At 66.8% G+C, this 21,642-nt stretch carries 16 protein-coding genes; 8 read left to right on the top strand and 8 right to left on the bottom strand.

The window, feature by feature from the left end:
• Window positions 1-27: 27 nt before the first annotated feature.
• Window positions 28-873, bottom strand: a complete 846-nt coding sequence (locus tag KZ491_RS10035) for an outer membrane protein assembly factor BamD (RefSeq protein WP_222565724.1) — start codon at window positions 871-873, stop codon at window positions 28-30.
• Window positions 874-953: 80 nt separating this feature from the next.
• On the opposite strand from KZ491_RS10035, the gene rluD reads away from it, so the two are divergent.
• On the top strand, window positions 954-1,928 hold the full coding sequence (rluD, locus tag KZ491_RS10030; protein WP_222565723.1) for a 23S rRNA pseudouridine(1911/1915/1917) synthase RluD: 975 nt from the start codon (window positions 954-956) through the stop codon (window positions 1,926-1,928).
• Entirely contained in the window at window positions 1,929-2,708 is a 780-nt protein-coding gene (gene pgeF, locus KZ491_RS10025; protein WP_222565722.1) for a peptidoglycan editing factor PgeF, read from the top strand.
• Window positions 2,709-2,743: 35 nt separating this feature from the next.
• Here the strand turns inward: pgeF and KZ491_RS10020 are convergent, their stop codons facing one another.
• Window positions 2,744-3,043, bottom strand: a complete 300-nt coding sequence (locus KZ491_RS10020; protein ID WP_222565721.1) for a DUF4298 domain-containing protein — start codon at window positions 3,041-3,043, stop codon at window positions 2,744-2,746.
• 249 nt (window positions 3,044-3,292) lie between these two features.
• Between KZ491_RS10020 and clpB the strand changes: the two genes are divergently transcribed.
• Entirely contained in the window at window positions 3,293-5,878 is a 2,586-nt protein-coding gene (gene clpB / locus KZ491_RS10015) for an ATP-dependent chaperone ClpB (RefSeq protein WP_222565720.1), read from the top strand.
• A gap of 126 nt (window positions 5,879-6,004) precedes the next feature.
• Here clpB and KZ491_RS10010 read toward each other — a convergent pair whose 3' ends face one another.
• Together KZ491_RS10010 and ybaL are read right to left on the bottom strand one after the other, a co-directional pair.
• On the bottom strand, window positions 6,005-8,413 hold the full coding sequence (locus KZ491_RS10010) for a TonB-dependent receptor plug domain-containing protein (RefSeq protein ID WP_222565719.1): 2,409 nt from the start codon (window positions 8,411-8,413) through the stop codon (window positions 6,005-6,007).
• 148 nt (window positions 8,414-8,561) lie between these two features.
• Window positions 8,562-10,265, bottom strand: coding sequence for a YbaL family putative K(+) efflux transporter (gene ybaL / locus KZ491_RS10005; protein ID WP_222565718.1), 1,704 nt, complete (start codon window positions 10,263-10,265; stop codon window positions 8,562-8,564).
• Window positions 10,266-10,434: 169 nt separating this feature from the next.
• On the opposite strand from ybaL, the gene KZ491_RS10000 reads away from it, so the two are divergent.
• Window positions 10,435-12,321, top strand: coding sequence for an ABC-F family ATP-binding cassette domain-containing protein (locus KZ491_RS10000; RefSeq protein WP_222565717.1), 1,887 nt, complete (start codon window positions 10,435-10,437; stop codon window positions 12,319-12,321).
• Between the two features lie 34 nt (window positions 12,322-12,355).
• On the opposite strand, the gene xerD is transcribed toward KZ491_RS10000, so the two are convergent.
• Window positions 12,356-13,330 (bottom strand): site-specific tyrosine recombinase XerD, encoded by a 975-nt coding sequence (gene xerD / locus KZ491_RS09995; protein ID WP_222565716.1) that lies wholly within the window; start codon window positions 13,328-13,330, stop codon window positions 12,356-12,358.
• An 80-nt stretch (window positions 13,331-13,410) separates the two neighbouring features.
• On the opposite strand from xerD, the gene KZ491_RS09990 reads away from it, so the two are divergent.
• The gene (locus KZ491_RS09990; RefSeq protein WP_425493150.1) at window positions 13,411-13,890 is read left to right on the top strand and encodes an RDD family protein; all 480 of its coding nucleotides are present in this window, start codon (window positions 13,411-13,413) and stop codon (window positions 13,888-13,890) included.
• A gap of 8 nt (window positions 13,891-13,898) precedes the next feature.
• Here KZ491_RS09990 and lptG read toward each other — a convergent pair whose 3' ends face one another.
• A complete protein-coding gene (gene lptG, locus KZ491_RS09985) occupies window positions 13,899-15,011 on the bottom strand; it encodes an LPS export ABC transporter permease LptG (RefSeq protein ID WP_222565714.1) in 1,113 nt (370 codons plus the stop codon).
• The gene (gene lptF / locus KZ491_RS09980) at window positions 15,008-16,111 is read right to left on the bottom strand and encodes an LPS export ABC transporter permease LptF (RefSeq protein ID WP_222565713.1); all 1,104 of its coding nucleotides are present in this window, start codon (window positions 16,109-16,111) and stop codon (window positions 15,008-15,010) included. The genes lptG and lptF overlap by 4 nt, the downstream gene beginning before the upstream one ends.
• A 183-nt stretch (window positions 16,112-16,294) precedes the next feature.
• Between lptF and KZ491_RS09975 the strand changes: the two genes are divergently transcribed.
• Genes KZ491_RS09975 through KZ491_RS09965 form a run of 3 tightly spaced genes read left to right on the top strand, consistent with a single transcriptional unit; the run spans window position 16,295 to window position 21,093 of the window.
• A complete protein-coding gene (locus KZ491_RS09975) occupies window positions 16,295-17,797 on the top strand; it encodes a leucyl aminopeptidase (RefSeq protein ID WP_222565712.1) in 1,503 nt (500 codons plus the stop codon).
• 12 nt (window positions 17,798-17,809) lie between these two features.
• Entirely contained in the window at window positions 17,810-18,241 is a 432-nt protein-coding gene (locus KZ491_RS09970; protein WP_222565711.1) for a DNA polymerase III subunit chi, read from the top strand.
• 50 nt (window positions 18,242-18,291) lie between these two features.
• Entirely contained in the window at window positions 18,292-21,093 is a 2,802-nt protein-coding gene (locus tag KZ491_RS09965; RefSeq protein ID WP_222565710.1) for a valine--tRNA ligase, read from the top strand.
• A gap of 68 nt (window positions 21,094-21,161) precedes the next feature.
• Here KZ491_RS09965 and rimI read toward each other — a convergent pair whose 3' ends face one another.
• Complete coding sequence (gene rimI, locus KZ491_RS09960; protein ID WP_425493140.1) at window positions 21,162-21,638, bottom strand: ribosomal protein S18-alanine N-acetyltransferase; 477 nt, start codon at window positions 21,636-21,638, stop codon at window positions 21,162-21,164.
• Between the last annotated feature and the right edge of the window lie 4 nt (window positions 21,639-21,642).

The following is a 21,642-nucleotide window of genomic DNA, read 5'->3' as shown; positions in this document are numbered from 1 at the left end:
GATGTTTTCGCGAACGCGGGGTGCCGCTCAGTAATCCAGCGCAGACTTCTCGCGTGCAAACGGGTTGAGCTTGCGCCAGTCGCCCGGGAACTTCGGCCAGCTGCCCGCCAGATACGGATGACTCGGATCGGCCTTCTGCAGGCGGTCGCGGGTATCGGCGGCCAGGGTCTCGTTGCCCAGGCCCGTGTACGCAGCAGCCAAGGCGGCGATCGCGTCATTCTGGTACTTGCTGTCCGGGTAAGTCTCCAGCAGGTAGGTCGCGCGTTCCACCGCCGCGACATAGGCGGTGCGGCGCAGGTTGTACAGCGAGACTTCAAGCTCATGTCGGGCGAAGGTGTTCTGCAGCTCCGCCATACGCTCACGCGCGTCGGCGGAATAGCGGCTGTTGGGATAGCGCTCTACGACGATGGAGAAGTCGTTGTAGGCCTGGTGCGGCGTGGCCAGGTCGCGGCGGCTGGGATCGAGCTTCCAGACCTTCTGCAGGAATACGGTATCGCGGCTGGAGTTCACCAGCCCCCGCAGGTAGTACAGGTAGGCGATGTTGCGGTGGGTCGGGTAGGTGCGGATGAAACGGTCGATGCTGCTGATCGCCTCCTCGTGGTTGCCGGCCTTGTACTGCGCGTAGGCGGTCTCGATCAGCGCCTGCTCGGTATAGGGACCGTACGGGTACTGGGCCACCAGGCCCTTGAAGTTGGCGGCACCGGCGGACCAGTTGCCACGCTTCATGGCGGAGTGGCCTTTCTCGTAGAGTTCCTCGACCGGCGCGGCCTCCGGAGTGGTGTCTTTCTTCTTGAACATCGAGCAGCCGGGGCCGATCAGGACAACGATCAGCAGCAGCGACAGCGCGCGGAGGGGGGCATAACGATGGGTCATGGTCGATATCACGGGCGCCGGGGGCACGAAGCGCCGATAATAGCAGTCCCGCGCCGTGTGCCCTTAACCGTGTCCTGCCAATGAGCCAACCCGACATCGCCCTCCAGGCCACCGTGCCCGCCGCCGCCGCCGGGCGCCGCTTCGATGCCGTGGTGGCGGAGCTCTTCCCGTCCTATTCGCGCTCGCGCTTGTCTGGCTGGATCAAGTCCGGAGAGGTCCTGCTGGACGGCAATACGGTACGCCCGCGCGATCCGGTGCACGGCGGCGAGCTGGTCAGCCTGAACGTGACGCCGGACGTACAGACCCGCTCGGAGCCGGAGGACATTCCGCTGGACGTCCTGTTCGAGGACGAGCACGTGATCGTCATCGACAAACCCGCCGGCCTGGTCGTGCATCCCGGCGCCGGCAATCCGGACGGCACCCTGGTCAACGCGCTGCTGTACCGCCAGCCGGACCTGAACGCACTGCCGCGCGCGGGCATCGTCCATCGCCTGGACAAGGACACCTCCGGGGTGATGGTGGTCGCCCGAACGCTGGTCGCCCATACCGCACTGGTTGAGCAACTGTCATCGCGCGAGGTCCATCGCCAGTACCTGGCCGTGGTGTCGGGTGCATTGGTGTCAGGCGGCACCGCCAAGGCGCCGATTGATCGCCACCCGCGCGACCGCATCCGCATGGCGGTGCGTGAGGACGGCCGCGACGCGATCACCCATTTCCGCCTGCGCGAGCGCTTTCGCGCGCACACCCTGCTGGAGTGCCGGCTGGAAACGGGTCGTACCCACCAGATCCGCGTCCACATGGCCCACCTCAAGCACCCGATCATCGGTGATCCGCTGTATGGCGGATCGCTGAAACTGCCCCGCGGCGCCAACGAGTCGCTGGTGACCGCGCTGAAAGGGTTCAGGCGTCAGGCCTTGCACGCCGAGACGCTGGAGTTCGTGCATCCGGTAACCAACGAGCCGGTGCGGTGCAGCGCACCGATGCCGGAGGACATGCAGGCCCTGGTGACGGCGCTGCGCGACGACACCGCCGAGGCGCTCGAGCGAGGCCGCTGAGTGGCGGCCTCTCCGCTCCTGTGGGCTGATTGGCCCGCGCCGCGAGGGGTGCACGGGTTGACCACGCTGCGCTACGGCGCAGGCGGGTCCTTGGCGCCATTCGACCGGTTCAACCTTGGCAACCGTTATGCACTGGATGGTGACGATCCGTCGGCGGTGGACGCCAACCGTGCGGCACTGATCGCTCTGGCGGGACTGCCCTCAGCGCCCGTGTGGTTGCGGCAGGTGCATGGAACGACAGTGTTCCGTGCGGGCGCGCGTCGTGGAAATGCGGACATCACCGAACCGGAAGCCGACGCCGCGGTGACTTCCGTTCCCGGCACCGTGCTTGCCATCCTTACCGCCGACTGCCTGCCGGTGCTGTTCTGCGCCGATGACGGCAGCGAGGTGGGTGCGGCGCATGCCGGCTGGCGGGGCCTGGCGGGCGGCGTACTGGAAGCCACGGTGGCCGCGATGACGGCCCCGCCGGAGCGGCTGATCGCCTGGCTTGGGCCGGCGGCCGGGCCGCAGCGTTACGAGGTCGGTGCCGAGGTCCGCGAGGCGTTCGTGTCGCGCGACGCGTTGGCGGAAAGCGCGTTCATTGCAACCCGGCAGGGGCACTGGAATGTCGATCTGTACGCGCTGGCCCGGCGACGGCTGATGCAGGCGGGACTGGCGGCGGACCGTATCTACGGCGGCGGGCTGTGCACGATCGCCGAACCCGCGCGCTTCTACTCGCACCGTCGCGACCAGCGGACCGGACGGATGGCGTCATTGGTGTGGCTGCAACCGGATGCCTGAACCCGAACCGGGTCACGCGGGTCGAGTTCAAACGGCTAGTTGCGGTCGAACGCATCAAGCCCGAGGCGCATCCAGCGTTTCGCCACCTCGTCGCGGTCGGTCAGCATGTTCCACAGGGTGTCCTCGCTGAGGATGCAGTATTCGCCGTTGTTGCATTCGATCGGCACATTGTTGGCGTGATCCTCGCGCCACTGAAGGCTTTGGTAGTACGCCTGCAGCTCGTGAAGCAGCGCCTCCGCCTCGAGCCACTGCGCTTGAGCCTGCTCCTGTTGCCGGTGCAGCTCGCGCCAGCGCTCGTACTTCTGCTGCAGTGCCTGGGGGTCGTATTGGGGCATGTTGGACTCGCGATTGTGGAGATTGCTCAAGCCGTTGGTCGGCCGTCCCGGGGTTCTCTAGTGGGGGCAATCAGCGCTGGTGCGCCTGCCCCGGAGCGTTGCCTGAAGCATGCAAGCATGCCCGGATGGTGTTGTAGCGATGCTGACCGGCGAGCGACAGTCGCCGCGGGATCTTGAACTGGGCGCTGCAAACCTCATGTCTGGGTTATCGCGACCCGGCGTGGTCGCCCTGACCCTTGAGGACACGACATGCGGATGGACAAGCTCACATCGCGCTTCCAGCAAGCGCTTGCCGACGCGCAATCAATGGCGGTCGGGCGCGACCACAGCGTCATCGAACCGGTGCACCTGCTGACGGCTCTGATCGACCAGAAAGACGGCAGCACGCGACCGCTGCTGTCGCAGGCGGGCGTCAACGTACCGCTTCTGCGCGAGCGGCTCGGTGAGGCGCTGCAGAAACTGCCGACCGTGTCCGGCCAGGCCGGAAACGTCAGTGTTGGCAACGATCTCTCGCGGCTGCTCAACCTGACCGACAAGTACGCCCAGCAGCGTGGGGATGGCTTCATCGCCACCGAGCTGTTCGTGCTGGCCGCGTTGGAGGATGGTGGAGAAACCGGTCGCGCGCTGAAGGCCGCCGGTGCGGACAAGTCCCGCCTGGAGGCGGCGATCGACAAGATTCGTGGAGGTGAGGCTGTGCAGTCGGAAAATGCCGAGGACCAGCGGCAGGCGCTGGAGAAATACACCGTCGACCTGACCGCGCTGGCCGAGTCGGGCAAGCTCGACCCGGTGATCGGTCGCGACGAGGAAATCCGTCGAACCATCCAGGTCCTGCAGCGCCGGACCAAGAACAACCCGGTGCTGATCGGCGAGCCCGGCGTCGGCAAGACCGCCATCGCCGAAGGTCTGGCCCAGCGAATCATCAACAACGAGGTGCCCGAAGGGCTGCGCGGCCGGCGCCTGCTGTCGCTGGATATGGGCGCGCTGATCGCCGGAGCGAAGTTCCGCGGCGAATTCGAGGAGCGTCTCAAGGGCGTGCTCAGCGACCTGGCCAAGAGCGAGGGCCAGGTGATCCTGTTCATCGACGAGTTGCACACCGTGGTCGGCGCGGGCAAGGCCGAAGGCTCGATGGACGCCGGCAACATGCTCAAGCCAGCGCTGGCGCGCGGCGAGCTGCACTGCATCGGCGCGACCACGCTGGACGAGTACCGCCAGTACATCGAGAAGGACGCCGCGCTGGAGCGGCGCTTCCAGAAGGTGCTGGTTGGCGAGCCGAGCGTGGAGGACACCATCGCCATCCTGCGCGGGCTGAAGGAGCGCTACGCGGTGCACCACGGGGTGGAGATCACCGACCCGGCGATCGTCGCCGCCGCGACCCTGAGCCACCGTTACATCGCCGATCGCCAGTTGCCCGACAAGGCGATCGACCTGATGGACGAGGCCGCCAGCCGGATCCGGATGGAAATCGACTCCAAGCCCGAGGAGCTGGACCGCAAGGAACGCCGGCTGATCCAGCTGAAGATCCAGCGCGAGGCACTGAAGAAGGAAAAGGACGACGCGTCCAAGCAGCGCCTGGCCGACCTCGAGGACGAGATCGCCGTGCTTGAGCGCGAGTTCAACGACCTGGAGGAGGTCTGGAAGGCCGAGAAGGCAACGTTGCAGGGCGCCACGAAGATCAAGGAGAAGATCGAGGCGGCCAAGCTGGAATTGGAGGCCGCGCAGCGCGCCCAGGACTACGCCCGCATGAGCGAGATCCAGTACGGCCGCCTGCCCGAGCTGGAGAAGCAGGCCCAGGCCGCGCACGAAGCCGAGACCAAGGGCTTCACCCTCCTGCAGGACAAGGTGACCGACGAGGAGATCGCCGAGGTGGTCAGCCGCTGGACCGGCATTCCGGTGGCGAAGATGCTTGAGGGCGAGCGCGAGAAGCTGCTGCAGATGGAAGACCTGCTGCACCAGCGGGTCATTGGCCAGGACGAGGCGATCAAGGTCGTTTCCGACTCGGTGCGCCGCTCGCGTGCCGGGCTGTCCGATCCCAACCGGCCGTCGGGTTCCTTCCTGTTCCTCGGTCCCACGGGTGTCGGCAAGACCGAGCTGTGCAAGGCGCTGGCCGAGTTCCTGTTCGACAGTTCCGAGGCAATGATCCGCATCGACATGAGCGAGTTCATGGAGAAGCACGCGGTCAGCCGGCTGGTTGGTGCGCCCCCGGGCTACGTCGGCTACGAGGAGGGCGGTTACCTGACCGAGGCGGTCCGCCGCCGCCCCTACAGCGTGATCCTGCTGGACGAGGTCGAAAAGGCGCACCCGGACGTGTTCAACATCCTGCTGCAGGTGCTCGACGACGGCCGTCTGACCGACGGCCAGGGCCGCACGGTCGATTTCCGCAACACGGTGATCGTGATGACCTCCAACCTGGGCAGTCAGATGATCCAGGAAATGGATGGCGACGATTCACCCGAGAGCTACACGCAAATGAAGGCCGCGGTGATGGGCGTGGTGCAGAGCCACTTCCGCCCGGAGTTCATCAACCGTTTGGACGACATCGTCGTGTTCCATTCGCTGGACAAGCAGCAGATCCGCGAGATCGCCAAGGTCCAGCTGCACGGTCTGGACAAGCGTCTGGCCGAACGTGGACTGGCGCTGGAGTTGTCCGACAGCGCACTGGCGTTGCTGGCCGATGTCGGCTTTGACCCGGTCTACGGCGCGCGCCCACTCAAGCGCGCGATCCAGCAGCAACTGGAGAACCCGCTGGCCAGCAAGATCCTGTCGGGCGAGTTCCTCAGCGGCGAGACCATCCACGTCGATGCCGAGCGCGGCAACCTGGTGTTCACGAAGGCCTGACCGGCCGCCGGACTGAATCGCGCTGGGCCCTGGAGCCCCTGGCGGAAATGGAAAGAGCCCCGCATGTGCGGGGCTCTTTTTTTATCACTCCGGCCCGGACGGGCGCCGGCTACACAGCGACGGTGCTTACCACTTGTAGGCGATGCGGCCGTAGACGAATGCGCCGTTGAAGCCGCTCGGCGATTGGCTGCTGTACGGGAACTGGTTGTGGTTGGCGTTGGGCGCGATGGTGCGATCGGGGTACTCGTTGAGCAGGTTGTCCGCACCGACCGTCAAAGCCCAGCCCTGGCTTGGCTTGAAGCTGGCTGATGCATCCACCGTCCAGATGCCGCCGTAGGTCTGGTCATTGGCCGGGTCTCCGGCCGAGTTTACGCGGGTGGTGAATTTGCCGTAGCGGGTCGCACCCAGCAGGAAGTCCCAGCGGTCCAGAGTCCAGGCGCCGCTTAGCGTGGTCTTGTCACGTGGGAAGCCTTCCTCTATCCGGCCGCGTTCGTCGCGGTCGACGCGATTGAAAGTCGTTCCCAGACTGTCCAGAACTGCCGGGTTGGGCGCGATACGGGTGAGTTCGGTCTTGTTGTAGTTGTACCCCGCGGTCAGGGTGACCTTGCCCGCATCCAGCGGGATCGCGTAGCTGCCGACGAGATCAATACCGCGGGTACGGGTATCGATGGCGTTGTTGAAGTAACGCAGCGCGTCTACGCCGTTGACGCCGAGTGCCGCCAGCAGGTCCTGTGCCGGCTGGCTGTCACGCACCTTGAGATTGGAAGACAGCACGATGCGGTCGTCGATCTCGATCTGATAGGCGTCGACGGTGATGTACAGGCGGTCTACCGGTTGCAGGACCAGACCCAGGCTGTAGGACAGCGAGGTTTCGGCCTGCAGCGGCTCCGCACCCAGGGCACGCGCCGCGGCGCTGCTGGCGGGGAAGGTTCCGGAGTCAAAGAAGCGATCCAGCGCGCCGTCGTAGTTCGAGGTCACCACCTGGTAGTGCTGCTGCGACAGCGAGGGCGCGCGGAATCCGCTGGCAACGGTGCCGCGCAGCGCCACCGCATCGGTGAAGGCGTAGCGCGCCGACAGCTTGCCGGACGTCTCGCTGCCGAAATCGCTGTAGTCCTCGTAGCGCCCTGCGATGCCGGCGGAGAACTGGTCGGTGAAGTCCGCTTCCAGGCCGATGTAGGCGGCGTAGCTGTCACGGTCGAAGTGGCCGGAGTTCTCCGGAGTGAAACCCTGGAAGCCCTGCGCACCGCCATTGGTATAGGAGTTGGGTTCGCCTGGCGACTGGTTCCACTTCTCGCGGCGGTACTCGGCGCCAAACGAGAGCGTCGCCGGGTACTGCATTCCCCAGTCCAGGGTTTTGGTGACGTCCGCGTTGACCAGGTTCTGGGTGTACTCCAGCGCGCCGTCGTAGAATCGGGTCGGGCTGGCGCTACCCAGGCTGTAGTTGAGCGAGTTGCGGGTCTGGAAGTCGATGTGGTTGTAGCCGTAGTTGTAGCTGACGTCCCACATCCAGCCGCTGTCGTTGCCGCCTTTCAGCCCGGCCACCAGCGAGCGGTCCTGCGAGAGCATCGCGATCTCAGGCACGTAGCCGCCGTCATAGAACTGCGAGATCAACGCACCCTGTCCGCTGTGGTTGCGCGAGCGGTGGAAGGCGTAGGAGGTGATGTCGCGATTGCTGGCAGCGGCGGTGGCGTAGGCGCTGATGTTGTCGCTGACGTCGAATCCGGCATTCGCCGAGACCGCGCGCGAGTCGACCTGTGGGTCGCCGTACATGTAGGCCACTTCGCCCAGACCCGGGTTGTTGCCCTCGTTGGGCAGCGTCGACGGCGTGTACGGCTGGAACGGACCGGCACGGTTGGTGGCGTCCTGCTGCCCCAGCTGACCGGCCACGTGGAGGAAGCCGCGGTCCTCGGCGAAGCGCACGCCGGTGTCGCCGGAAATCTGGAACTGAGACCCGTCGCCGGCCGAGTAGCGGCCGAAGTCGACGGCCAGGCCGCCGCCGGTTTCGCTGCCCTTGAGCACGATGTTGACCACACCGGCAATCGCATCCGAGCCGTACTGGGCGGAGGCGCCGTCGCGCAGCACCTCGACCCGGGCGATCGCGGCGACCGGAATGGCGTTCAGATCCACCGCCGACGAGCCGCGGCCGATGCTGCCGTTGACGTTGAGCAGCGCGGACACATGGCGGCGCTTGCCGTTGACCAGCACCAGCACCTGGTCGGGCGAGAGGCCGCGCAGCTGCGCCGGACGGATCGCGCTGGTGCCGTCAGTCACCGCAGGGCGCGGGAAGTTCAGCGAGGGCAGGGCGCGCGCCAAGGCGGTGGCCAGCTCGGTGGTGCCGGTGGCCTGCAGGATCTCGGGCGTGATGATGTCAATCGGCGACTGCGACTCGGCGACCGTGCGGTCGCTGACCCTGGTCCCGGTGACGATGATCTGGTCGAGCGTGGTGGCGTCCTTGGAAGCAGGCGCGGTCTGGGCGAATGCAACCGGTGCAGCGATGGCCAATGCAATGGCCAGGGGGAGGCGGCGGGGTGTCATGGGGGGAGTTTTCCGGAATTGGCCGTAAACACGGCGTCTTTCCTATTAACGCAATTTTAGCGCTTGGGTCAAATGCTCCGAATGGGACGCCGGGCACGCACGGGTGCAACGACGGTTTGCGACGGCAGTCACGCTTTGCTGGCTGATCTCAGTCGGTCGCCACCCGCGGCAGATGATTTGCGCCGCGATAGGGGGGCGTCGCCATCACCATTTCCGCCAGGCTGTGGGCCAGTTCCCGCTCGGCCAGTACCACCCCGTCGGCGCCGTGGGCGAGCAGGTGTTGCACCTCGCCATCGCTGTGCGCGCGCGCCAGCAGGGTCAGCGACGGGTTGATCGCGCGCAGCTTGGCCATGGTCTCGCCGGCCTCCAGCGGTTGCGGGATGGCGAGGATCGCGATGGTGGCGTTTTCCGGATGCGCCTCGGCCAGCACCAGGTCGGCGGCGGCGTTGCCGCGGATCGCCGGGATGCCCATCGCATGCGCGAGGTCGACGTGATGGCCACTGTCGTCGATCACCAGCACCGGCACGCCGTTTTCGCGCAGTAGCTTGACCAGCTCGCGGCCGACCCGGCCAAAGCCGATCACGATGGCGTGGTTGTCCAGTTCCAGCGCCGGGCCGGCCGTGGGTACGGACTCTCCCTGCTGGGCGGCGCGTTGCTCGTTGCGGGCCTGCCAGCGGTCCACCAGCACGAAAATCAGCGGGTTCAGCATGATGGTGATCAGCGCCCCGGCCAGCACGAGGTCCTGCGCCTCGTCATTCATGATTCCCAGCGCCACGCCCAGGCCGGCAATGATGAAGGCGAACTCGCCAATCTGCGCCAGGCTGGCGGAGATGGTCAGCGCGGTGATGTTGGGGTAACCGAACGCGCGCACGATGACGTAGGCCGCCGCGGATTTGCCAAACAGGATGATCAGGACGGTGGCCAGCACGTGCAGCGGCTGTTCCACCAGAATCCGCGGGTCGAACAGCATGCCCACCGAGACGAAGAACAGCACGGCGAACGCATCGCGCAGGGGCAGGGAGTCGCTGGCGGCCTTGTGGCTGAACTCCGATTCGTTGAGCAGCAGTCCGGCAAAGAAGGCGCCCAGCGCGAACGACACCCCGAACAGCTCGGCCGAGCCGTAGGCCACGCCGAGCGCGATGGACAGGACCGCGAGGGTGAACAGTTCGCGTGACCCTGTTCCGGCCGTTCGCTCCAACACCCACGGGATCACCCGGCGTCCAACGACCAGCATCACCGCGACGAACGCGGACACCTGCATCACCGTCAGCAACATCGAGACCACGATGGAGCCGAACGTGTGAACCTCGCCGCCGGGGCTGGGGTTGGTGATCTCGCCCAGCACCGGCATCAGCACAAGCGCGACCACGCACAGCAGGTCCTCGACGATCAGCCAACCCACCGCGATCCGGCCGCGGTTAGTGTCCAGCAGGCGTCGATCCTCCATGGCCCGAAGCAACACCACGGTGCTCGCTGTCGCCAGCGAGAACCCGAACACCAGCCCGTGCACGGTGGACCAGCCCATCCATGACGCCAGTCCCCAGCCCAGCAAGGTTGCTACCGTGGTCTGCGCCAGAGCGCCGGGGATGGCGATCCACTTCACCGCCATCAGGTCCTTGATGGAGAAGTGCAGGCCGACCCCGAACATCAGCAGCATCACGCCGATCTCGGCCAGCTGGGCCGCAAGGTCCTGATCGCCGACGAAGCCGGGAGTGAAGGGCCCGGCCACAATGCCTGCCGCCAGGTAGCCCACCAACGGCGACAGCCGCAGCCGGTTGGCCAGCGCGCCGAACACGAACGCCAGCAACAACCCCACGGCAATGATGTTGATCAGGTCGGTTTCGTGGGGCATCGGCGCTCCGCGCGCGTTCGGGAGTCGATCATGTCGGTGCCACCGCGCATCCACAAGGCCGAAGACCGCGTCCGACGGCCTCCCGTCACGGGCTGAACGGCGCGCGTCCGGCGCACGCAATCAAATTCGGCGGCCGCTGCCGCAGGCGCCGCCCACGTACAATGCCCCGATGATTGCCTTCAAAGATTTCGCCCTTCGTCGCGGCGAACGCCTGCTGCTGTCCAAAGTCGACCTGGTCCTGCAGGCCGGCTGGCGCGTGGGCGTGATCGGCCGCAACGGCACCGGAAAATCTTCGTTGTTCGCCGCCATGCAGGGAGAGCTGGAGGCCGACCGCGGCGACCTGGACATCCCCGGCCGGGTGCGCGTGGCCAGCGTCGCGCAGGAGACGCCCTCGCTGCCGGATGCGGCCATCGATTTCGTCCTCTCCGGTGATGCGCCGGTGCATGCGGCGATCCAGGCCGAAGCCAACGCCTTCGCCAGCGAGGACTGGGAAGCGGTCGCCGAGGCGCATCACCGACTCGAAGAGCTCAATGGTTACGATGCCAGCGCGCGTGCCGGCAAGCTGCTGCATGGGTTGGGCTTCTCGGCCGACACCCATTCCCGGGCGGTCAGCACGTTCTCCGGTGGCTGGCGGGTGCGGCTCAACCTCGCCCGCGCCCTGATGACACCCAGTGATCTGCTGCTGCTGGACGAGCCGACCAACCACCTGGATCTGGACGCGGTGCTGTGGCTGGAGCAGTGGTTGCTGCACTACCCCGGCACGCTGTTGTTGATCAGTCATGACCGCGAGTTCCTCGACGAGGTCACCACTCACACGTTGCACCTGCACGACGGCAGCGCGCGCCTGTACACGGGCAACTACACGGCCTTCGAACGCCAGCGCGCGGAACACCTGCGGCTGCAGCAGATCACCCATGAGAAGACCCAGGCCGAACGCGCCCACCTGCAGAGCTTCGTTGACCGGTTCAGCGCGAGCGCCGCGAAGGCCAAGCAGGCGCAGTCGCGGGTCAAGCGTCTGGCCAAGATGGCCGATACCGAGGCGGTGCGTGTGGAGCGCGCATTCCGCATCGAGTTTCCCGCTCCCGCCAAGCTGCCGTTCGCCCTGTTGCGCATCGCCCATGCCGATTGCGGTTACAGCACCGATGCGGGTCCGGCGACGATCCTGCACGACATCGGCTTCATCCTGGAGGCGGGTGACCGGATCGCGTTGCTGGGCCCCAACGGCGCCGGCAAATCAACGTTGGTGAAGACCCTGGTCGGCGAGCTGCCCCTGCTCGCCGGCGAGCGCAGCGGTCATCCAGACCTGCGGATCGGCTACTTCGCCCAGCACACGGTCGAATCCCTGCGCGCCGGCACCAGCGCGATCGACCACCTGGCCGACATCGCCCCCGGCGTGTCCACCCAGCAGCTGCGCGACTTCCTCGGCAAGTGGAATTTTCCCGGCGATCGCGCGTTCGAGTCGGTCGACACCTTCTCCGGCGGCGAACGCGCCCGGCTGGCGCTGGCCCTGATCGCGTGGCGACAGCCCAACGTGCTGCTACTGGACGAGCCCACCAACCATCTGGACCTCGACATGCGCGAGGCATTGGCCGAAGCGCTGGCGGTCTTCGAAGGCGCCATCGTGCTGGTTAGTCATGATCGCCACCTGATCGGACTGGTCTGCGACACGTTCTGGCGCGTGGCCGACGGCACCGCGCAGGCATTCGACGGCGATCTGGACGCCTACGCCGTCTGGCTGCGCTCGCGCGACAGCTCCAATGACGGCAAGGCGCGCGAGAAGAAGGACGCTGCCGCACCCGCCATGGCGGCCCCGGTGTCGCCGGCAAAGCCGCGCCGAGGCAAAGCGAACGCGCACAAGTTGGCCCGGGCGGAAGAGCGCGTCGGTGAGCTCGAAGTGCGCCTGGAGAAACTGGCGGCCAGTCTCGCCGATCCGGCGGTGTATGCCGACGGCGGTATACAGGCGGTCGAGCTGGGCCGTGAGCAGGCGCGGTTGCAGGCCGAGCTGGATGCGGCCGAAGCGGAACTCTTGCAACTCTACGAGGAAGACGCGGCCTGAGTGACATCGCACGCGGCCATTGCGGCCGCCGTGCTCAACCGCGCGGGTGATGGCTGGCGTGCAGTTGCTTGAGTTTTTCGCGCGCCACCAGGGTGTAGATCTGGGTCGTCGACAGGGAGCTGTGGCCCAGCAGCATCTGCAGGGCGCGCAGGTCGGCGCCGTGGTTCAGCAGGTGGGTGGCGAAGCTGTGGCGCAGGCCGTGCGGGCTGATCTTCTGCGGATCGATGCCGGCAGCGGCAGCGTAGCGCTTGACCAGCTGCCACAGTTGCTGCCGGGACAGCGGCTCCGCGGCACTGTCAATGAAGACCGCATCGCGGATGGTCCCGCCGGACAGGCGCGGACGTGTCCCGGTCAGATAGCGCTCGACCCAGTGCCGGGCCTCATCGCCCAACGGCACCAGCCGGTCGCGATTGCCTTTGCCGGTCACCCGCAACACGCCCTGACGAAGGTTGACCGCGCCCATCGACAGGCCGGTGAGTTCGCTCGCGCGCAGCCCGCAGGCGTACATGAGTTCGAGCATTGCCCGGTCACGCAGGCCCAGATCGGTGCTGTCATCGGGTGCGGCGAGCAAGGCCTCGACCTGGCTTTCGCTGAGGGCTTTGGGCAGCAGGCGTGGCAGCCGCGGCGGTTCCAGCAGCGCGGTGGGGTCGTGGCGCCGCGCGCCGCGGCGCACCTGCCAGGCGTGGAAGGCGCGCAGGCTCGACAACAGTCGCGCGGTGCTGCGCGGCGAGTAGTGCTGGCGGCTGCGCCATTGCAGGTAGTCGTAGAGGGCGACGGGATCGGTGCCTGCCAGCCCGCCAGCGCGGCCGTTGCGCCAGCGCGCAAACCCCTGCAGGTCGCGGCGGTAGCTGGCCAGGGTGGGCTTTGCGAGTCCGTTCTCAGCCCAGATCGCCTCCAGGAACGCCTCGATCAGCAGCGCATCCGCGTCAGCCAGCGGTGGCTGCGCCATGGCCACCTGCCTGCGCTCGGCAGGCGTGGTCGGCGTGGCGGGAGGTGACGGGTCGCTCATGCCCGCAGCTTAGCGGAGCGAGCCGCGGTGGCGTGGCCTAGAATTCCCGGGCTCCCAGAGAAGAGATGCCTCCAGATGCAATGCCGATGAATCCAGCGCCCGCTCCGTCCTCCCGCTCCCCGCGGCGTCCAGGCACGCCATCGTCCTCGCCGTTGCTTGGGTGGCGAGTGCTCGCGCTGGTCTACGACTTCTTCCCGGTACTGGGTCTGTGGCTGCTGGTTGCGGCGATTTTTGTCGCAGCCCACCACGATGCCATCACCGGCGGCCTGCTCGGCACGCTGGAATTCATCGTCCTGTGGTTAGTTACCGCCGCCTACAGCATGGCCAGTTGGCGTTTCGGCGGGCAGACACTGGGCATGCGTCCGTGGCGCTTGCAGGTGGTCGGCGTGGACGGTGCGGTGCCGTCGTGGCGCGCGCTGCTGGTGCGCTATGCGGTTGGGAACCTCTCGCTGCTGCTGGTTGGGCTGGGGTTCTGGTGGGCGTGGTGGGACCGCGACGGACTGACCTGGCACGACCGCGCCAGCGGCACCCGCATGCGGCGGCTGCCGAAGGCGGAATGACGAAGCGCTCAGCCCGAGCGCTTGCGGAACAGCAACATCGACACCCCGACCATGATCAGCGTGGGCAAGGCATAGGCGACCCGGAAGTCGAACTTGAACGCGCTGGCCATCTTCACGAACTGGGTTTGAAGCAACCAGAAGCCGAGCGCGAACACGATGCCAATGAAGAGTCGTTTGCCCAGCCCGCCGCTACGCAGGCTGCCGAAGGCGAACGGGATCGCCGCCAGGCACAGCGCCAGCACATTGAGCGGATAGAACCAGCGGCCCCAGTAATGCTCTTCGTAGTCGCTGGCGTCCAAGCCGTTGCGCTGGCGGTAGGCGACGGAATCGTGCAGCTCGCGGGCGGTGAGGTAGCGCGGTCGGTCGATGTCCGCACTCAGGGCGGTCGCATCCAGCTGCGAGTCCCAGCGCTCCTCGGCGACCTGGGTGCGGGTGACCGCGTTGGCGTCGAAGGTGGTCCGGGTGACGTCGCGCAACAGCCAGCCGCCCGGGCGGTGCTCGGCGACCTTGGCGACGGCCAGTGACTGCAGCCGGCCATCATCCTCGAACTCGTACAGGCGCACGTCGCTGAGCTCCAGCCAGCGGTCATCGCCATCGCTGCGCTCCTCGCCGCCCTCGGCGTTGAGGATGATCGCGCCCTCCCGGGCCCAAACACCCGAATAGCGGGCAACGATGAGGTTGTCGGACCGCGACGAGGCCTTGAGGATGTCCGCGCTGCGTTGGCCCATCGGTGCCAGCGTCTCGCCATTGATCACCATCAATGCGGTTAGCAAGGACAGCGCGATCATCACCGCCAATGTCATGCGCCGGCGCGAAAGACCGATTGCACGCAGCGCGGTGAGCTCCGAAGTGGCAGCCAGTTGCCCCAGCGCCATCAACGCTCCGATCACCGCCGCGGTCGGGAACAGCGTATAGGCATGGCGCGGGACGGTGTAGAGCACGTAGGTCAGCGCCTGGACGACACCGTAGCTGCCTTCACCGACGTTGCCGAACTCGCTGACCATCGCCAGCATCATGTCCAGGCCCAGCAGCACCGCCCAGGTCAGCAACACCGTGGACAGGACCGTGCGCGCCAGATACAGGTCGTGGATCTTCGGGAAGCTCACTACCCGGCCCCTCATGACGCGGCTCCCTTGCGCAGGCGCAGCCGCGGCATTGCGATCGCCCCGTCCTTGACGTACATCCACACGCCCGCCGCGAGCAGAGGCAGGATCAGCCACCACAGCCCGAGTGCGGGCGGAATGCGACCACTGGCGAGCCAGCCCTGGCCGACCTGCATCAGGTTCATGCCGATCAGGTAGGAGAAGAAGCCCATCATCGCGCCGCCAAACCGGGCCTGGCGCGGCGTGCTGCGCGCCAGCGGCACGGCCAGCAAGGCAAATGCCAGCGTCAACAATGGCGGCGCCAGGCGCCCGTGCAACTGGGCGATGGAGGCCCTGCGCGGATCACCCAGCAACTCGAGCGTGGACATCGTTCGCGGGTCGTTCGGGTCGTAGCGCTCCTTGCCGGCTGGCAGGCGCACGTCGTTGCTGGCGTAGCGCATCAGGCGGTAGTCCTTGCCGCCGCCATCCACCGGCCCTTCCACCTGGAAGCCGTTGTCGAGGGTGAGGTAACGCTCACCGTCGTCCGCCACGCTCAATGAGCCGGTATTTGCGGTGGTGATGTCCAGCCGGCCTTCCTTCTGGCGATGGATGAAGATCCGCTGGAAGCGCGTGCCGTCACCCGACATCGAGCCCACATACACCACGCCACCGCCGCCCGGGATCTCGGTGAAGCTGCCCGGCGACAGGCCGGAGATGACCAGGTTGCGGTTGGCTTCGTTGATCATCTGGCGCGACACGCGTTCGGCTGTGGGCCCCAGCCACAGCGAGCACAGCGCCACGATCACCACCACCGGCACCACCAGCGCCATGACCGGGCGCAGCAGGCGGAGCGGTCCAACGCCCATGGCGTGGATGACCGGCATTTCCGAGTCGCGGTAGAGCCGGCCGATGCCGAGCATCATTCCCAGCATCAGCGCCAGCGGCAGGATCAGTGGCAGCCAGCTCAGCAGGACCAGTCCCAGCTGGCTGAGCATCAGCCCTGCCGGCAGGCGCCCGGATGCGATGTCCTTGAGCACGTCGGTGATCACGCCGCCGACGCTGACGACGAGCAACACCACCAGCGTGGCAAAGGTGGATTGGGCGAGTTCGCTCAGCAGGTAACGGTCGAGCTTGAGCATCGGAGGCCTTGGACTTGCGCGCCACGCGGCGCTTTTTTAATTAAGACAGGGGCTTGCTTTAGACTTGCAGGTTCGTTCGCTCGCTTCCAGCCTGTTCGAACCGGCCGGTATTGTCGCCCGGATCGGCGCTTTCCGCCGCCGCGACAGCGCGAACGCTCCCTCCCACTTCCCGGAATCTGCTGCATGGCCCTCGAATTCGACCTGAATCATGATGAGCTCGCCACCGTAAAGGCGGACTGCATCGTCGTTGGCGCCTTCGCCGACAAAACCCTGAACGCCGCCGGCACCGCGCTCGACAGCGCGACCAACGGCCGCCTGAAAACCCTCATTGAGCGCGGCGACGCCAGCGGCAAGATCGGCAAGACCGCCATCCTCCACGATCTGGACGGCGTGACTGCGGTCCGCGTGCTGGTGGTTGGCCTGGGTGATGCCGAGAAGCTCGACGCCGCCCAATACCTGAAGGCGGTCGACGCCGCCGCGCGGGCGCTGAAGACCGGTCCGGTCGAGCATGCGGTGTTCGCGATCGCCGATGCACCCATCAAGGGTCGCGATGGCGCCTGGGCCGTTCGCCACGCCGTGATAGCCGCCGACCACGCCTGCTACACCTACACCGCCACCTTGGGCGAGAAGAACAAGGCCAAGACCGGCGAGCCGGGCCTGCGCCGGGTGTCCGTCAGCGTGCCCTCGGGCATGGGCGATGCTGCCAAGGCGCTGGAGCAGGGCGCCTCGATCGCCGCCGGTGTCGCGTTCGCCCGCGAGCTGGGCAACCTGCCGCCGAACGTGTGCAACCCCGCGTACCTGGCCGATCAGGCGGTCGAGTTCACCGGTCGCTCCGGCGATACCTCCTGCGAGGTGCTGGAAGACGCGGACATGGAGAAGCTCGGCATGGGTTCGCTGCTCGCGGTGGCCCGCGGCTCGGCCAACCGCCCGCGCCTGATCGCGATGAAGTACAACGGCGCCGGCGACGACAGCAAGCCCTACGTGCTGGTCGGCAAGGGCCTGACCTTCGACACCGGCGGCATCAACCTCAAGGTCCAGGGTGGCATCGAGGAGATGAAGTTCGACATGTGCGGCGGCGCCAGCGTGATGGGCACCTTTGTCGCCGTGGTCGGCATGAAGCTGAAGATCAACCTGGTGGTGATCGTTGCCGCCGTGGAAAACATGCCCGACGCCGACGCTTACCGTCCCTCCGATGTGCTGACCAGCATGTCGGGCACGACGATCGAGGTCGGCAACACCGACGCCGAGGGTCGGCTGGTGCTGTGCGACGCGCTGACCTGGTCGAAGAAGTTCGAGCCTGCCGCGCTGGTCGACGTCGCCACCCTCACCGGCGCCTGCATGGTCGCGCTGGGCAAGTACGCCAGCGGGCTGATGACCAAGACCGACGACCTGGCCGAGGAGTTGCTGGCCGCCGGCGAGAAGACCTACGACCGTGCCTGGCGCCTGCCGCTGTGGGACGAGTACCAGACGATGCTGGAGTCCAGCTTCGCCGACGTCTACAACATCGGCGGTCGCTGGGGCGGCGCGATCACGGCCGGCTGCTTCCTGTCGCGATTCGCCGAGGACCAGCGTTGGGCGCACCTGGACATTGCCGGCAGCGGCAGCGAGGAAGGCAAGCGCGGCATGTCCACCGGTCGTCCGGTCGGACTGCTCAGCCAGTGGCTGATCGACCGCGCCGCGCAGTAGTCGCTGCCCACCGTGCGTGCCGATTTCTACCTGATCCAGAAGCCGCGGTTCCGCGAGGAGCCGCTGCTGCTGGTCTGCGAGCTGGCCCGCAAGGCCCAGCAGGCTGGGCAGCCGTGCATCGTGCTGGCGCGCGACGCCGCCCAGGCCGAGAAGCTCGATGATCTGCTGTGGTCCTTCGATCCTGACGCCTTCATCCCGCACCAGATCGTCGATCCGGAGATGGACGAGGGCGATGACGAGGAGATCGAGGTCCTGATCGCCACGCCTGAGCACGACGTTGCCTTGCGTCCGCTGGTGATCAACCTGCGCGATGCGGCGGTGGATGGCGCGTTCGAGCGCGTGCTGGAAGTGGTGCCCGCGGACGATTCCGCTCGCGGCCCGCTCCGCCAGCGCTGGGTCCAGTACAGGGACCGCGGTTTCACCCTCAACAAGCACGACATGTAGCCATTGGCGCCTGCCCCGGGCGCCTGTCCACCTCCTCCGCGACGATACCGATGACCGACACCCTGGCCTCCAGCTACGACCCCACCCAGTTCGAAACCCGGCTGTACGAGCAATGGGAGGCCAGCGGCGTGTTCAAGCCGCGCGGGCAGGGCGAGCCGTACAGCATCCTGCTGCCGCCGCCCAACGTTACCGGCACCCTGCACATGGGCCACGCCTTCCAGCACACCCTGCAGGACGCGCTGGTGCGCTACCACCGCATGCGCGGGTTCGACACGTTGTGGCAGGTCGGCAGCGACCACGCCGGCATCGCCACCGAGATGGTGGTGGCGCGCAACCTGGGCGTGGAAGGCAGGGGCGAGACCCGCGATTCGCTGGGCCGGGACGGCTTCATCGACAAGGTCTGGGAGTGGAAGCAGCACTCCGGCGACACCATCGAGCGCCAGATGCGCCGCATCGGTGCCTCCGGTGACTGGTCTCGCAGCGTGTTTACGATGGATCCGATGGCCGCCGAGGCGGTGATCGAGGCCTTCGTGAAGCTGCACGAGGAAGGTCTGATCTACCGCGGCCAGCGTCTGGTCAACTGGGATCCGGTGCTGAAGACCGCGATCTCCGACCTGGAAGTCCTCAGCGATGAGGAGGACGGTTTTCTGTGGTCGATCCGCTACCCGCTCAGTGACGGCAGCGGCAGCGTCGTTGTCGCCACCACCCGCCCGGAGACGATGCTCGGCGACAGCGCCGTTATGGTGCATCCCGGCGATGAGCGCTACGCCCATCTGGTCGGCAAATCGGTCACCCTGCCGTTGACCGGTCGCGAGATCCCGGTAATCGCCGATGATTATGTGGACCGCGAGTTCGGCACCGGCGTGGTCAAGGTCACCCCGGCGCATGACTTCAACGATTACGCGGTCGGCCAACGGCACGGTTTGCCGCTGATCAACATCTTCACGCCCGACGCGGCGACCAACGACGACGTCCCAGAGCCGTATCGTGGCCTGGACCGCTACGACGCGCGCAAGGCGGTACTGGCGGATCTGGAGGCTCAGGGCCTGCTGGTGGAAACCAAGCCGCACAAGCTGCAGGTCCCGCGTGGCGACCGCACCGGCCAGGTAATCGAGCCCTACCTGACCGACCAGTGGTTCGTGAAGATGGACACACTGGGCCAGCGCGGTCTGGAGCTGGTTCAGGGCGTGGACGGCCAACCCGGTGCGGTGAAGTTTGTGCCGCCCAACTGGATCAACACGTACCGCCACTGGATGGAGAACATCCAGGACTGGTGCATCAGCCGCCAGCTCTGGTGGGGCCACCGGATCCCCGCCTGGTACGGCGAGGACGGGCGGATCTTCGTCGGCCGCGACGAACCCGAAGCGCGTGCGTCGGCCGACGCGGCCGGCTACACCGGCGCGCTGCGCCAGGATGAGGACGTGCTGGAGACTTGGTTCTCCTCCTCGCTGTGGCCGTTCAGCACCATGGGCTGGCCGAACGCGGAGCGCATGGCCGAGCGCGGCTTCGATCGTTTCGTGCCGTCCTCGGCGCTGGTGACCGGCTTCGACATCATTTTCTTCTGGGTCGCCCGGATGATCATGATGACCGACCACTTCACCGGGCAGGTGCCGTTCAAGGACGTCTACATCACCGGCCTGATCCGTGATGCGCATGGCCAGAAGATGTCCAAGTCCAAGGGCAACATCATCGATCCGCTGGACCTGATCGATGGCATCTCCGCCGATGACCTGGTCGCCAAGCGCACCACCGGCCTGATGCGGCCGACCGATGCACCCAAGATCGAGAAGGCGACCCGGCGCGAGTTTCCCGACGGCATCCCGGCATTCGGCGCCGACGCGCTGCGCTTCACGATCGCCGCGCTGGCTACCCACGGCCGCGACATCCGCTTCGACATGGGCCGCGCCGAGGGGTACAAGAACTTCTGCAACAAGCTCTGGAACGCCACCCGCTTCGTGCTGATGAACACAGACGGTGCGAGCTTCAGTGGCGTGCCGCAGCCACAGACCGACGCCGGACGCTGGATCCTGTCGCGGCTGGATCAGGCGTCCGCGCAGGCCGAAAAGCATTTCGTCGCCTATCGCTTCGATCTGCTGGCCCAGACCCTGTACGAGTTTGCGTGGAACGATTTCTGCGACTGGTTCGTCGAGCTGGCCAAGCCGGCCCTGCATGGCGAGGACAGCGACGCTGCCCAGAACACGCGTCACGTGCTGCTGTATGTACTGGAACGGCTGCTGTGCCTGCTGCACCCGCTCATCCCGTTTGTCAGCGAGGAGCTGTGGCAGTCGGTGGCGCCGCGTCTGGGCATCGACGGCACCACGATCATGCTGCAGCCGTATCCACAGGCCGGCGACATCAGCGTGGACGACGCCGAACGCGCGACCGCCGACGTGGAGTGGCTGAAGGCGATGGTGTCCGCGGTGCGCCGTGTGCGCAGCGAGCTCAACGTGGCGCCCTCCAAACAGGTGACCCTGCTGCTGGCCGGCGCCAACGACCGCGAGCGCGAGCGCACCGCACGCTTCCATGGCTCGCTGTCGTTCCTGACCCGGCTGGAGCGCATCGAGTTCATCGACGGCATCGCCAACGCGCCGGCCGCGGCGACGGCGGTGGTTGGCGAGCTGCAGCTGCTGGTGCCACTGGAAGGACTGGTGGACTTGGACGCCGAGCGCGCGCGGCTCGACAAGGAGTTGAAGAAGGTCGACGTTGAGATCGGCAAGTGCAAGGGCAAGCTGGCCAGCGAGACGTTCGTCAACAACGCTCCGCCAGCGGTGGTCGAGCAGGAGCGAAAGCGCCTGGCCGACTGGAACTCGCAGCGGGAGGCCCTGGCCGCGCAGCGAACCCGACTGGGATAACGCCGGTCGGGTGGAAGCTGCGTTACCTCGCCCGTGTCGTTACGACGGGTTGCGGGAAACGACGCCGGTCAGGCGTCGTTGAACAGCTCCAGCGCCATCACCAGGGCATCTTCGCGCCCCTTGCGCGCCGGGTAGTAGCGCGGTCGACGCCCGATCTCGTTGAAACCCTCGTCGTGGTAGAGCGCGATCGCGTGCGGATTGCTCGGACGCACTTCCAGGAAGATGCGCTCCACGCCGCGCGCGCGCGCGATCTGCAGCAGCACGTGCAGTAGCGCGCGGCCGTGGCCTTGACCCTGTAGCTCGGGGGCGATGCAGATGTTGAGGATGTGCGCCTCACCGGCGGCGATGCTGAGCAGGAAGTAGCCGACGATGGCGCCGTCGCGCTCCACTACCCGGGCCGGGTAATCCGAGGCCAGGCAGTCACGGAAGATCCCTTGGGTCCACGGAAACTCGTAGGCACGCACTTCCAAGGCGTGCACCGCGGCGAGGTCGTCCGGACGCATCGGGCGGTGCGGCAGTGGCTGAAAGGACGGTTCGGCAGCCACGGCG

This window comes from Novilysobacter antarcticus (assembly GCF_019802285.1).
Classification (GTDB): domain Bacteria; phylum Pseudomonadota; class Gammaproteobacteria; order Xanthomonadales; family Xanthomonadaceae; genus Novilysobacter; species Novilysobacter antarcticus.
The sequence above is the reverse complement of the archived record's forward strand: the minus strand, read 5'-3'. Positions and strand labels throughout refer to the sequence as shown.

What these genes read in the sequence shown, in the direction of transcription:
- KZ491_RS10035 (WP_222565724.1), bottom strand. Translation starts at nt 873, where the DNA reads ATGACCCATCGTTATGCCCCCCTCCGCGCGCTGTCGCTGCTGCTGATC.
- rluD (WP_222565723.1), top strand. Translation starts at nt 954, where the DNA reads ATGAGCCAACCCGACATCGCCCTCCAGGCCACCGTGCCCGCCGCCGCC.
- KZ491_RS10020 (WP_222565721.1), bottom strand. Translation starts at nt 3,043, where the DNA reads ATGCCCCAATACGACCCCCAGGCACTGCAGCAGAAGTACGAGCGCTGG.
- clpB (WP_222565720.1), top strand. Translation starts at nt 3,293, where the DNA reads ATGCGGATGGACAAGCTCACATCGCGCTTCCAGCAAGCGCTTGCCGAC.
- KZ491_RS10010 (WP_222565719.1), bottom strand. Translation starts at nt 8,413, where the DNA reads ATGACACCCCGCCGCCTCCCCCTGGCCATTGCATTGGCCATCGCTGCA.
- ybaL (WP_222565718.1), bottom strand. Translation starts at nt 10,265, where the DNA reads ATGCCCCACGAAACCGACCTGATCAACATCATTGCCGTGGGGTTGTTG.
- KZ491_RS10000 (WP_222565717.1), top strand. Translation starts at nt 10,435, where the DNA reads ATGATTGCCTTCAAAGATTTCGCCCTTCGTCGCGGCGAACGCCTGCTG.
- xerD (WP_222565716.1), bottom strand. Translation starts at nt 13,330, where the DNA reads ATGAGCGACCCGTCACCTCCCGCCACGCCGACCACGCCTGCCGAGCGC.
- KZ491_RS09990 (WP_425493150.1), top strand. Translation starts at nt 13,411, where the DNA reads ATGCCGATGAATCCAGCGCCCGCTCCGTCCTCCCGCTCCCCGCGGCGT.
- lptG (WP_222565714.1), bottom strand. Translation starts at nt 15,011, where the DNA reads ATGAGGGGCCGGGTAGTGAGCTTCCCGAAGATCCACGACCTGTATCTG.
- lptF (WP_222565713.1), bottom strand. Translation starts at nt 16,111, where the DNA reads ATGCTCAAGCTCGACCGTTACCTGCTGAGCGAACTCGCCCAATCCACC.
- KZ491_RS09975 (WP_222565712.1), top strand. Translation starts at nt 16,295, where the DNA reads ATGGCCCTCGAATTCGACCTGAATCATGATGAGCTCGCCACCGTAAAG.
- KZ491_RS09965 (WP_222565710.1), top strand. Translation starts at nt 18,292, where the DNA reads ATGACCGACACCCTGGCCTCCAGCTACGACCCCACCCAGTTCGAAACC.